The organism is Rhodococcus sp. NPDC006774, assembly GCF_040636045.1.
Classification (GTDB): Bacteria; Actinomycetota; Actinomycetes; order Mycobacteriales; family Mycobacteriaceae; genus Rhodococcoides.
Map to the genome: position 1 here is coordinate 102,308 of NZ_JBEYIW010000011.1, position 12,762 is coordinate 115,069.

At 63.6% G+C, this 12,762-nt stretch carries 11 protein-coding genes; 7 read left to right on the top strand and 4 right to left on the bottom strand.

The window, feature by feature from the left end:
• Positions 1-70: 70 nt before the first annotated feature.
• Entirely contained in the window at positions 71-1,423 is a 1,353-nt protein-coding gene (locus ABZ677_RS17785; RefSeq protein ID WP_094632957.1) for an MFS transporter, read from the top strand.
• Between the two features lie 90 nt (positions 1,424-1,513).
• Here the strand turns inward: ABZ677_RS17785 and ABZ677_RS17790 are convergent, their stop codons facing one another.
• The 4 genes from ABZ677_RS17790 to ABZ677_RS17805 all read right to left on the bottom strand — a co-directional run bounded on the left by ABZ677_RS17790 (position 1,514) and on the right by ABZ677_RS17805 (position 6,617).
• Positions 1,514-2,956: an acyl-CoA desaturase gene (locus ABZ677_RS17790; RefSeq protein ID WP_037194461.1), complete on the bottom strand. Its 1,443-nt coding sequence runs from the start codon at positions 2,954-2,956 to the stop codon at positions 1,514-1,516.
• 24 nt (positions 2,957-2,980) lie between these two features.
• Positions 2,981-4,078, bottom strand: coding sequence for a ferredoxin reductase (locus ABZ677_RS17795; RefSeq protein WP_170945740.1), 1,098 nt, complete (start codon positions 4,076-4,078; stop codon positions 2,981-2,983).
• 99 nt (positions 4,079-4,177) lie between these two features.
• On the bottom strand, positions 4,178-5,674 hold the full coding sequence (locus ABZ677_RS17800) for an FAD-dependent oxidoreductase (protein WP_037194459.1): 1,497 nt from the start codon (positions 5,672-5,674) through the stop codon (positions 4,178-4,180).
• Between the two features lie 37 nt (positions 5,675-5,711).
• The gene (locus tag ABZ677_RS17805) at positions 5,712-6,617 is read right to left on the bottom strand and encodes a diiron oxygenase (RefSeq protein ID WP_358371647.1); all 906 of its coding nucleotides are present in this window, start codon (positions 6,615-6,617) and stop codon (positions 5,712-5,714) included.
• Between the two features lie 387 nt (positions 6,618-7,004).
• On the opposite strand from ABZ677_RS17805, the gene ABZ677_RS17810 reads away from it, so the two are divergent.
• From ABZ677_RS17810 to ABZ677_RS17835, 6 genes are read left to right on the top strand one after another with little or no spacing between them, the layout of a single operon-like run.
• A complete protein-coding gene (locus tag ABZ677_RS17810) occupies positions 7,005-7,670 on the top strand; it encodes an HAD-IA family hydrolase (RefSeq protein ID WP_037194457.1) in 666 nt (221 codons plus the stop codon).
• 25 nt (positions 7,671-7,695) lie between these two features.
• Entirely contained in the window at positions 7,696-8,907 is a 1,212-nt protein-coding gene (locus ABZ677_RS17815) for a sedoheptulose 7-phosphate cyclase (RefSeq protein WP_358371650.1), read from the top strand.
• A gap of 17 nt (positions 8,908-8,924) precedes the next feature.
• Positions 8,925-9,704, top strand: coding sequence for a class I SAM-dependent methyltransferase (locus ABZ677_RS17820; protein ID WP_358371652.1), 780 nt, complete (start codon positions 8,925-8,927; stop codon positions 9,702-9,704).
• Positions 9,701-10,984: an ATP-grasp enzyme gene (locus ABZ677_RS17825; RefSeq protein WP_358371655.1), complete on the top strand. Its 1,284-nt coding sequence runs from the start codon at positions 9,701-9,703 to the stop codon at positions 10,982-10,984. Before ABZ677_RS17820 ends, ABZ677_RS17825 begins: the two co-directional genes overlap by 4 nt.
• Positions 10,984-12,006 carry a D-alanine--D-alanine ligase gene (locus ABZ677_RS17830; protein ID WP_358371658.1) on the top strand — a complete coding sequence of 341 codons (1,023 nt, stop codon included), beginning with the start codon at positions 10,984-10,986 and terminating at the stop codon, positions 12,004-12,006. Before ABZ677_RS17825 ends, ABZ677_RS17830 begins: the two co-directional genes overlap by 1 nt.
• The gene (locus ABZ677_RS17835; protein WP_094632953.1) at positions 12,003-12,755 is read left to right on the top strand and encodes a TauD/TfdA family dioxygenase; all 753 of its coding nucleotides are present in this window, start codon (positions 12,003-12,005) and stop codon (positions 12,753-12,755) included. The genes ABZ677_RS17830 and ABZ677_RS17835 overlap by 4 nt, the downstream gene beginning before the upstream one ends.
• Positions 12,756-12,762 lie beyond the last annotated feature (7 nt).

Below are 12,762 nucleotides of genomic sequence, written 5' to 3' on the forward strand. Positions count from 1 at the left end.
ACTCGGATCACTACCGTTCCTCGCATTCGGTATCGCACATTCGCCCGATACCCGACAAAACGGAGGAACCATGACCACTGTCTCACCCGACGACCCGGGTGTGTCCGCACCGACGCCACCTGCGGTGCAGACCAAGACCAGTGTTCGACGGGTCGCTGTCGCCAGTGGCATCGGCACGACGATCGAGTTCTACGACTTCTTCATCTACGGCACCGCAGCCGCGCTGGTCTTCCCGACGATTTTCTTTCCGGCCCTCGGCTCCACCGCGGGCACTGTGGCCTCGTTCGCGACGTTCGCGGTCGCGTTCATCGCCAGGCCCGTCGGTGCAGTCCTGTTCGGACACTTCGGTGACCGCATCGGTCGCAAGAAGACCCTGATCTCGACGCTGCTGCTGATGGGGGTGTCCACGTTCGCCATCGGTCTGCTGCCCGGCGCGGAGACGATCGGCGTGGCCGCGCCGATCATCCTGGTACTGCTCAGGTTCGGTCAAGGGTTCGCGGTCGGTGGCGAATGGGCGGGCGCAACCCTGCTCACGGCCGAATACGCACCGCCCGGCAAACGCGGCTTCTACGCGATGTTCCCCCAGCTGGGACCGTCGGCTGCCTTCATCTTCTCCAGCGCGACATTCCTCGCGACCGGTCTGCTGCTCGGCGATACCAACGAGACGTTCCTCAACTACGGTTGGCGAATCCCGTTCCTGCTCAGCGCCGTCCTGGTGCTCATCGGCCTCTACATGCGGTTGGCCATCGAGGAGACCCCGGTCTTTCGGGCCAACAAGCTCGCCGAGGAGCAGGCACCGGCGAACGCGGCACCGACGAAACTGCCGATCTTCGACGCCTGGCGCATCCAGAAGCGCGAAATCATCACTGCTGCAGGCGCATTGGCATCGCTGTTCGCCTTCTTCTACATGGGTACCGCGTATCTGACGAGCTATGGCACCAAGACACTCGGGTTCGACCGCCCCTTCGTGTTGATCACCGGAATCGGTGCCGCAGTCATCTTCGGCGTCGCCATCGCAGTCTCGGCAACCTACTCCGATCGTGTCGGCCGACGCCGAGTGATCATGGGGGCGTGCATCATCGCGGTACCGTGGTCGATCGCACTGTTCCCCGTCCTCGACACCGGATCACCCGCAGCATTCGTGATCGGCATGTGCGTCACGCTCGCCATCTTCGGAGTTGCCTACGGACCGACCGGAGCCCTGCTTCCCGAGCTGTTCCAGACTCGATTCCGTTACACCGGAGCAGGTTTGGGTTACAACCTCGCCGGAGTTCTCGGTGGAGCGATTCCGCCCATGCTCGCCGCGCCGCTCACGGCTGCATTCGGCAGCATCTCCATCGGCGTCATGCTGGCCCTGCTGTCGGTACTCAGTCTGGTGTGTACCAAGCGGTTGATCGAGACCAAGGACGTCGACATGACCTGATCCACCGCGAAAGAACCGCAACAACGACGAACCGCGGCCACCCGATGATCGGGTGGCCGCGGTTGCTCGTCGGTTGGGAGCGAACGATCTCTAGTCGTCGCCGCGGGGCGGCGGTTCGACATCTACGCCGCCCGAGTTGTGTTCCGGTCCGGCCGCGGGATGACTCGCAGGTACGCGGCCACGCGTCTTCGCGGCCTCGCTGTCCTTGGTCGCACCCTCGGCGAACTTGCGACGCCAGCTCTCCTCGGGACGGTAGGGGCCCGGCTTCGGCCGAACCTTGCCGCCCGGGAAGGCCAATCGCGCGATGGTCCGCTGGACCATGCCCCACTGCTGAAAGAACGGCCCGGTGTTGTACGGCAATTCGTAGCGCTCGCAGATGTCCTTGATCTTCGGCGCGACGTCCGAGTACCGAGTGCTGGGCATATCCGGGTACAGGTGGTGTTCCACCTGGTAGCTCAAGTTGCCACTCATCAGGTGGAACAATGGACCGCCATCGATGTTCGCGGCTCCGACCAACTGACGGACGTACCATCCGCCGCGGGTCTCGTTCTCCACCTCTTCCTGACTGAAGGTGTAGGCCTGGTCCGGAAAGTGACCGCAGAAGATGATGGCGTTCGACCAGACGTTACGAATGATGTTGGCGGTGAAGTTCGCGGCCACCGTCGACAGGAACGTGCTCTCGACACCACTGAACCGACTGTCCAGCAGCGCCGCCGTCTTACGATTCTTGCCGAAGCGAGCCGACCCGCGCAGCTTGGACGCAAGCCGAGACCTTTTGCTCTCCGGCACACGACCGCCCGACGCCAGCTGTGCCAACGCGAACGCTCCGGCACTGATCAGCGGCCAGCCCACGTAGTCCTTGACGAACTGCTTGCGTGCCTTGACTCCGATGCCCTTGAGATCCTCGACCAGATCCTTCACAGGCTTCTCGCCACGGCGGATCGCCTCGATGTCGAGATCGTGCAGGGCCACGCCCCACTCGAAGAACGCCATCAACAGCACGTTGTAGAACGGCTGGGCCAGGTAGACCGGGCTCCACTTCTGACGTGGGTCGATGCGCATGATCTCGTAGCCGAGGTCTTTGTCCTTGCCACGGATGTTCGTGTACGTGTGGTGCACGTAGTTGTGCGAGTGCTTCCACGAGTTGGCGGTGGACGCGGTGTCCCAGTCCCACACCGACGAGTGGATCTCCGGATCGTTCATCCAGTCCCACTGGCCGTGCATGACGTTGTGCCCGATCTCCATGTTCTCGAGGATCTTCGCGATCCCGAGGCATGCGGTGCCGGCCAGCCACGCGGGCTTGCTGGTGGAACCGAGCAACAGCACGCGTCCAGCGACCAGCAGCTGACGCTGCGCAGCGATCACCGAGGTGATGTACTTGCGGTCCTTGTCACCGAGGCTGGCGTACACCTCGTCGTGGATGGCGTCGAATTCCTTGGCGAGTTCGGCGATCGTCTCGTCACTCAGGTGCGCCAGCGGGTTCACCGGCTCATCGGTGTCGGTGACGCGCCTCGTGGTTTCGTCGATAGACATACATTCCCCTGTTCGAATGGAAGATCAGAGTTCGATTTCGATGTCGCCCTCAGCAGTATTGACACAGATCCGAACCGCTTGCCCCGTAGGTTCTGAGACATCCCCGTTACGTAGGTCACGTAAACGCCCCTTCTTCAGGGTACCTACACAGGTGTGACAGATGCCGATGCGACAACCGAACGTCAAATCCAGACCGGCATCCTCACCCGCAGCCAGAATCGTTGTGCCGCCGTCGCATTCGACGTCCTTCTTGCTGTTGAGGAACGTGACGGTGCCGCCCTCGCCTGCGTCGTCACCACCGCCGATGACCGGCTGGAAACTTTCGTGATGAAATTTGTCGTAGTCGCCCTGGTCTTTCCAGTACGAGCGCAGATCGTCCAGATGTTCGCCAGGACCGGAGCAGAATGCTTCTCGGTCACGCCAATCCGGGACCAGTTCGTCCAGTTCGGATGCCTTCATCCGACCTTCGTCGCTGGTGATCCGGAGCTTCACCGTCAGTCCGTCGTGCTTGCTTTCGAGTTGGTCGAGAGTGTCGGCGAACATCAACTGCTCACGGTTGTGCACCGAGTGCACCACGACGACGTCGCGAACCTGATCGTGATGATCGAGGGACCGCAGCATGCTGATGATGGGCGTGATTCCGCTGCCCGCGCTGATGAACACCATCTTGTCCGGAATCGGGCTCGGCAGAGTGAATTCACCCTCCACCTCGCTGAGGCGGACGATGTCGCCGGTTCTGATGCTGCCCACCAGATACGGAGAGACAGTGCCCGACGGCACCAGCTTGGGGCTGACGCTGACGAGACCGTCGGCAGGATCGGGATCGGACGTCAGCGAATACGCTCGCCAGTGGTAACGACCGTCGATGAGTACTCCGAGCCGGACGTACTGCCCGGGCGTGTGGCCCTGCCACTCGAAACCGGGACGGATGTACACCGACACGGCTTCCGAACCCTCCGGAGCAACCCGCTCGACCTTCCCCCGAAGTTCGCGCGTGGTCCACAGCGGATTGATCATCGACAGATAGTCGTCGGGCCGGAGTGGATTGAACAACGATCGGACTGCACGCAGCATCGTCCGTCGCACAAAAGAAACCTGGGGCTTGGCCCCCCGTTCAGCCATACTCAACGGTAACCCTGTACGCCGTGCTACACATCCGAATCGCTCAGACTCGAATGAGACTGCTACACAAGGTGAACAGAACCGGCCGATATCGGCCGGTCAGCGCGCTCTGGAAACGCGGTCCCCCAGGGCGGCACTGACTTTTCCGTACCACCCGAGCGGACGCGCGGGCCCGCGTGTCGGCACGTCCGCGAGCAACGCCTCGGCCGTTTCCTCGGCGTCGATCTTGTTGTCGCCGATGCCACCCGTGGCACCTCGCTTGGCCCATCCGACGACGTAACACCCCGGAACCGGAGTGCCGTCGGCAGCGGTGATGCGGCCACCGTCGTTGCGAATGGTGCCACTGATGTCGTCGAACGGAATTCCCGGTGACGGGGTTCCGCGGTAGCCGATGGCGAGCAGCACCAACTCCGTGGGTAACTCGACCGCATGCTCACCGACGCCGACCTCGATGGACTGCACCGAGCCGCTGCCGTGGAGAGCGGACGGAGCTCGGCCGAACGCGAAGACGATGCGGCGGTCTTGTGCCTGCGACCCCAGTTCGACTCGCGCCGCCCCGGCCAGAGCCGATGCGGGAGCGGACAACGGCAGGCGATCGATGGCGTCGACGATTCCGTCCGGTCCTGCCACCACGACGTCGACATCCGGGCGGTCGACGAGGGCTTTGCACTCGGAACGGGTGAACGCCGCGAACTCGGGGCCGCGGCGCGCGAGAACGACGACCTCGGTGACGCGGTGGCGACGCAGCTCGGCCAGCGCATGCGGTGCGATCTCGGTCCCGACGAGCCGGTCCGGGTCGGCCGTGAGGATACGAGCCGCGTCGAGTGCGACGTTGCCGTTTCCGATGATGGTGACGCGGTCGACGCCGGTGAGATCGATGGCATCGGCTGGAACGTCGGGGTGGCCGGTGTACCAGCCCACCAGGGTGCGCGCGCTGACGGATCCATCGAGGTCGATGCCGGGAATCTCGAGGGCTCGGTCCTTGTCGGCACCGACTGCATAGACGACCGAATCGAACTTTCGGGCCAGTTCGACGTGGTCGACGTCCTTACCGACCTCGACGCCGAGCTTCATCGTCACTCGTGGATGCACGAAGATCCCACGGAAGTGCTCGCTGATGCGTCGGGTACCGAGGTGATCGGGAGCGACGCCGTAGCGGGCGAGACCGCCCGCGGTGGGCAGCCGGTCGTAGAACGTCACGTTGGTGCCGGGCACGCGCAGCAGCGCCTGGGCGGTGTAGCAGGCAGCCGGTCCGGTGCCGACGATGGCGATGTCGATCGGCGGTAGGTCGTTGACCGTCGCCACCGGGAACCGAGGCGCGCCCCACTCCGCCACGGCGGGCTTGTCCTTGTAGTAGTCGGCGTTGATGTCGGCGTAGATCTGCTGATCGGGCGTCAATCTCGAGACGCGAGTGATCGCGTCCACCGGACAGGCGTCGGCACAGGCACCGCAGTCGATGCACGAGCGCGGATCGATGTAGAGCAACTCGGTCTTGCCGAAATCCGGCTCGTCCGGCGTCGGATGTATGCAGTTGACGGGGCACACCGACAGGCAGGATGCGTCGTTGCAACAGTTCTGCGTGATCGCGAACGGCATTGTTCTCGGATGTCCTTCACGGCCTCGAAAAGAGTGGTCAGAGCATGTGCAGACGACGGTAGATCATCTCGGCCGGCTTGGTGACCAAACCGCAGTCGAGAAGAAATGCCATCAAGTGCTCGCTCGAGGTGCGCATCATCGTGTGGTGATGGGCGTTGTTCTTCGCTTCCTTCACTGCGCGGTCGACGTCGAGGCCCGCTGCCGCGTAGACCTCCTTGTTGACCATGTTGGACACGATCATGCGGGCGGCGATCGCGACGACGAGCGCGCTGGCCTTACGGCGAGCCGGGCTCTTCTCGGCGATCTCCTCACGCATCTGAGCGCGCGCGAACGTCATGTGCCGCGACTCTTCGACGACGTGGATCTTGCTGGTGGTGCGCACGAGTGGCAGCACGTTCTCGCCGCGCATCCAGTCGCGCTGCATGACGTCGAGCACCTCTTCGGCGACGAGGATGCCTCCGTAGGCGACCTCGGCGGACGCGATAGCCTTGAAGCCACGGCCGAGTTCGATGCTCGATCGACGCGGCAGGTATGCCTTGATACCCATCTTCTGGCAGGCGCGGGCGAACATGATCGAGTGACGGCACTCGTCGGCGATCTCGGTGAGAGCGAACTGGAAGTCCGAGTTCGACGAGTCCTTGCAGTACTGATCACGCAGAACCATCTGCTGCAGGATCATCTCGAACCAGATTCCGGTGCTCATGATCGAGCAGACCTCGTGACGAGTGAGCGTGATGCGCTGCTCCTCGGTCATCTCGTCCCACAGCTTCGTGCCGTAGAGCGTGCTCCACTCCGGGTTGAGTCCGTAGAGGGAGGGATCGAGATCGGCTTCCCAATCGACCTCCTCGGACGGGTCGTACGACAGCTGGGCGGCGGAATCGAGCAAACGAGCGGAAACGTCCTCGGGCTCGAGAACGTCGTTCCTGGAGAGTGTGCTGGTCATCGCCGTGGTTCCTTCCATCGTCGAAAAGCTGTAGGTAGCTGTTACGGAGATTACCAGGTACTCAGCGACACAGGTAGTCACTCCGGCAGAAAGTTCCAGATTCTTTTCGCTCGTCCCTACAGTTCGAGCGTGCAGGACACGGAGAGCGTGGCGGCGGTGTCGTGAACGAGTTCGAGGGCAAGACCGAAGTGATGATCTTCGGCGCTCCGGGCGAGCACTCGCTCTGAAAGACGGGCGAGAGGGTCCCCGCCGACGTCCGAACCTCGGGCGAAAAATTCGAAGGTTTCCCGTTCGGTGCCGATGGGGCATACCCCCCGAACCAACTCACCCCATCGCGCATGCGCGAGACGTTGACTGGTACAACGTCTCTCGCTCCGAAAGGCAACCATGCCCGCAATTCTTTTCGGCTCGATCAGCACACTCGTCGACACGTCCGAACTGCAACGCCGATCGTTCAACGAGGCCTTCGCAGCGCACGATCTGAACTGGAACTGGTCCCGTGACGACTACCGGGCGATGCTCGGCTCGAACGGTGGTGCCGACCGCATCAGCGAGTACGCGTCCGATACCGGCACCGAGGTGGACGCCGCCGCCGTGCATGCAACGAAGTCCGAGATCTTCCAGCGTCTGATAGGCGAATCCGACGTGAAGACGCGACCGGGCGTGGCCGACACGATCGACTCCGCGAAGGCGAACGGCCTGAAGGTCGGCTTCGTGACGACCACCTCGCGGGACAACATCGACGCACTGCTTGCTGCCCTGTCTCCCGAGCTCACCGCCGATTCGTTCGACGTCATCGTCGACGCATCCTCGGTGGACGCAGGCAAGCCCGACCCCGCATCCTACGAGTTCGCTTTGAAGACGTTGGGCGAGAACGCATCCGACAGCGTGGCCATCGAGGACAACGCCGGCGGCGTTGCGGCGGCATCGGCCGCGGGCATCACGTGCGTCGCATTCCCGAACGAGAACACCGCAGGCACCGAGTTCGGCTCGGCCACCGACACCGTCGATGCACTCGATCCCGAGCGCGTACGCGCTCTGATCGCAGCCTGACCCTTCATCCACCCCAGGAGTAATTGTGAGCAATCTTCAGGCCCAGGTCGTTGCCGGGGACAGGTCGTTTCGCGTCGAGGGATACGAGCGCATCGAGTACGACCTGATCTACGTCGACGGCGTGTTCGCAATCGAGAACACCGAACTGGCCGACAGCTACCGACCGTACGGTCGCGCGCTGATGGTCGTCGACGAGTCTGTGCACGAAATCTACGGTGACCGGATCAGCGCGTACTTCGACCACTACGACATCGACCTGACGGTGGTTCCGGTTCACATCGCGGAGACCGCGAAGTCGCTGGAGACGTTCGAGCGCATCGTGGGAGAGTTCGATGCGTTCGGTCTGGTCCGCACCGAGCCGGTGCTTGTGGTCGGTGGCGGATTGACCACGGACGTAGCAGGTTTCGCGTGCGCCAGCTACCGTCGCAACACCCCGTACATTCGCATTCCCACCACGCTGATCGGCCTGATCGACGCGAGTGTGTCCATCAAGGTGGCCGTCAATTACGGAAAGCACAAGAACCGCCTCGGCGCCTACCACGCGTCGCAAAAGGTGCTCTTGGACTTCTCGTTCCTCGGCACGCTGCCCGAGGATCAGGTGCGCAACGGCATGGCCGAGCTGATCAAGATCTCCGTCGTCGGCAATCTGGAGATCTTCGAGATGCTCGAACAGTACGGTCCCGAATTGCTGCGAACCCGATTCGGTCATCTGGACGGAACAGCGGAATTGCGTTCGGTCGCAGACAGACTGACCTACTCGGCGATCGCGACGATGCTCGAACTCGAAGCCCCCAATCTCCACGAGATCGACCTCGATCGTGTCATCGCCTTCGGCCACACCTGGAGCCCGACTCTCGAGCTGACCCCGCCTGCACCGTTCTTCCACGGCCACGCGATCAACATCGACATGGCGCTCTCGACGACCGTCGCCGAGCAGCGCGGGCACCTGTCCACGGCCGACCGCGACCGCGTACTCGGCGTGATGGCGAGTATCGGCCTGGCACTGGACAGCCCCTACCTGACACCCGAATTGCTCTCCGAGGCAACGGCATCCATCCTCAAGACTCGCGACGGTATTCTGCGGGCTGCGGTGCCGGATCCGATCGGTACGTGCCGCTTCCTCAACGACCTCGACGCAGCCGAGCTGGCCGATGTCCTGACGCTGCACAAGAAGATCTGCCTTGACTTTCCGAGGGCAGGCGAAGGCCTCGACATGTTCACCGCGCCGACGCCGTGACGAAGGCCCCGCGACCGGTGACCCCGACGACCATTCTGGCGCGTGAGCTGAGCGAGATAGCCGATCTGCTCGCCGCCGGCGTCGGGGTCACCCACGAGCTCACCACCCGTGTTCATCGAGCCCGCGATCTCGCAGCGGGACTCGACCCGTACCTCGACACCTGCACCACCTCCCAATCCGCAGCACTGGCGACGCTGGCGTCGCGGACCCGCACCGAGGACTGGAGATCACGTGACGTCGTCTCCGGCTCGGGGCCCCTGGAGATGGAAATGCTCTCCGGCCACGTGGAGGGACGCTTCCTTGCGTTTCTCGTGCACATGACCCGAGCGAAGCGAGTGCTCGAGATCGGTATGTTCACCGGCTACTCGGCTCTGGCGATGGCCGAGGCCCTGCCCGCGGGCGGCGAGGTGGTCGCGTGCGAGGTGGATCCGTACGTGGCCGAGTTCGCGCAGTCCTGCTTCGCGGAATCACCTGCGGGCTCGTCCATCACGGTGGAGGTGGGGCCGGCACTGGACACCCTGCGCCGGTTGGACGGAACGTTCGATCTGGTCTTCGTCGACGCCGACAAGACCGGATACCGCGCGTACGTGGAGCACTTGCTCGGCAGCGAGTTGCTGGCCGAGAACGCCGTGATCGCCGTCGACAACACCCTGCTGCAGGGCGAGCCGTACAGCGAACAGCCCACCGAGAACGGCCGAGCCGTCGCCGAATTCAACGATTACGTGGCGAACGACCCCCGCGTGGAGCAGGTACTGCTTCCTCTGCGCGACGGCGTGACGCTGATCCGTCGAACATGATTCGTACGGTTGCCGCGCTGTTCGGCCTCGCAGTCACCCTTCCCGCCGATCTCGCGGCGGCCGGGGTGGCTGTCGTTCGCGGCGAACGGCCCGCCACGCGCCGATCCGATTCACCCAAGACTGTCCTGATCAGCGGCGGGAAGATGACCAAGGCCCTGCAGCTCGCGCGGTCTTTCCACCTCGCCGGGCATCGCGTCGTCCTGGTGGAATCGGCCAAGTACCGCTTCACCGGGCATCGGTTCTCCCGGGCGGTCGACCGATTTCACTGCGTACCCGAGCCGACCGAACCCGGTTACGCCCGAGCACTTCTGGATGTGGTGCTCCGCGAGGGCGTCGACGTCTTCGTCCCCGTAGCAAGTCCCGCTGCAAGCAGTCACGATGCCGACGCACGGGCACTCCTCGATCCACACTGCGAGGTGGTTCACGGTGACGGCGACACGGTTCGCATGCTCGACGACAAGTCCCGATTCTCCGAACGCGCTGCAGCGCTCGGCCTGCGCGTTCCCGATTGGCGGCGCATCACCGATGTGAAACAGATCGAGGAGTTCGACTTCCCACCGGGCCGCGAGTACATCCTCAAACGCATCTCCTACAACCCGGTCGGCCGAATGGACCTGACGCGGTTGACCCGCGACACGCCTGCCGACAACGTACGGTTCGCACGCGGTCTCGGGATCTCCGAGGACGATCCGTGGATTCTGCAGGAATTCATCGCCGGCCAGGAGTACTGCACCCACGGCACCGTCCGCGGAGGACGGTTGCAGGTGTACGGCTGCTGCGAATCGTCGGCGTTCCAGGTGAACTACGAGATGGTCGACAAGCCCGAGATACGTACCTGGGTCGAGACGTTCGTCGCCGACCTCGGAGTCACCGGCCAGCTGTCGTTCGACTTCATCGAGGATGCGGACGGTGCCGTCCATGCGATCGAGTGCAATCCGCGCACCCATTCGGCGATCACCATGTTCTACGACCACCCCGACGTCGCTGCGGCGTACCTCGAGGACGGACACCCCGAGATCGTGCCGCTCTCCTCGGCCCGCCCAACCTACTGGATCTACCACGAGGTGTGGCGACTGCTCACCGAGGGCAACCGAAAGGCGCGCCTGGGCAGCATCTTCCGCGGCAAGGACGCCATTCTGACGGGATGGGATCCAGTGCCGTACCTGCTGGTGCACCACCTCCAGATTCCGTCGCTGCTCGTGCGGAATCTGCTGGCACGACGCGGATGGTCTCGCATCGACTTCAACATCGGCAAGCTCGTGGAGAACGGAGGCGACTGATGGCCCTGTCGGTCCTGGTTTTGGTCGGATCGTCGGTGGACGAGTTCCATTGCGATCTGTCCCGGGTGTACGCGGGCGGATTCCTCGAGGCGCTCGGTGGTGATCCCGCCTACCGGTTCGAGGTGGCGTTCGTCTCCCCCGGTGGGCTCTGGAGCTTCCCCGGTGGCATCGATACCGCCAGTGTGGCTGCGGCGCACCAGATGCCGTTGGCGCAGGCGGTGGAGGTCATCTCGTCGTGGCATTTCGACGTCATGGTGCCGCAGATGTTCTGCCTACCCGGTATGACGACATACCGCAGCCTGTTCGATCTGTTGGGTGTGCCGTACGTGGGCAACGGTCCGGACGTGATGGCGATGACGGCCGACAAGGCCCGTGCCCGAGCCGTCGTCGCGGCGGCCGGGGTCGCCGTTCCCGCCGGTGTCGTGGTGCGCTGCGGCGACGACATCGACGTCGATCTGCCGGTGGTCGTCAAGCCCGTGGACTCGGACAATTCGATGGGCGTCACGCTCGTTCGCGAATCCGACCGTCTGGCAACCGCAGTGAGCGAGGCGTTGACGTACTCGTCTGCGGCACTGGTGGAGTCGTACGTCCCGTTGGGCCGCGAAGTCCGCTGCGGCATTGTCGAACGCGGCGGTGAGCTGATCTGCCTACCGCTCGAGGAGTATGCCGTCGAGTCGATTCGTACCAGCGCCGACAAGTTGAATCGCACGTCGGACGGGGATCTGTATCTCGTCGCGAAGGAACAGACCAAGGCGTGGATGGTCGACGTCTCCGATCCGATCACCGAGAAGGTCTGGGCGGCAGCACGATCGTGCTATCGATCCCTCGGCTGCCGACACTACGGTCTCTTCGACTTCCGGATCGACCCCGACGGTAGACCGTGGTTTCTCGAGGCCGGCCTGTACTGCTCGTACTCACCGTCGAGCGTGCTGGCGGTGATGGCCTCGGCGGCAGGCATCGCCGTGGACGAACTGTTCGCACGATCGCTCGACGAACTGTCGGTGAAGGAGATGTCCTCGTGACGCTGGGAATCGAGATCGACGAAGTGGACCTGAGCTCCACCGCGATCGAAGAACTGCGAACGTTGTTGGCCGAACACGGCGTGCTGATTCTGCGGAAGCAGCCCCTGGACGACGCACGCTTCCTGGCGTTCCTCCGACGGTTCGGCGACATGATGTTCACCGAGGGCGAGACGCCCGTGCCGGGCTTTCCCGATCTGAACGTCATCAGTAACGTCGGCCGAACCACACCGCCGAAATCGACCTTCCACGTGGACACCACGTACGTGGCGAATCCGCCTGCCTACACCGCATTACGCGCGGTCGAAGTACCGGAGTCGGGTGGCAGCACGTTGTTCAGCGACCAGTACGCGGCGTACGACACCTTGCCTGCCGACCGCAAAGCGGACCTGGCCGGAAGAACGGTGACGCACCGAGTCACCGGGGTGGCGTCGGACACCGATTCCTGTGCCGAACATCCCTTGTTCGCAGTACATCCCGTGTCCGGGCGCACCGCATTGGCGTTGTCGGCACCCGCCCGGTGCGTGGCGATCAGCGGAATGTCCACCGAGCAGGCGCACGAGACCGTGCGATACCTGTTCGAGCACTCCACTCGCGAGACGAACCTGCTGACGCACTCGTGGGCACCGGACGATGTGGTGATGTGGGACAACCGATGTGTGATGCATCGAGCCGATCACAGCGCAGTGTCGGGAAACAGGGTGATGCACCGTGGAATGGTCGCGAATGGGGAACCTGCGTCGGTTGTGTGACCGACAA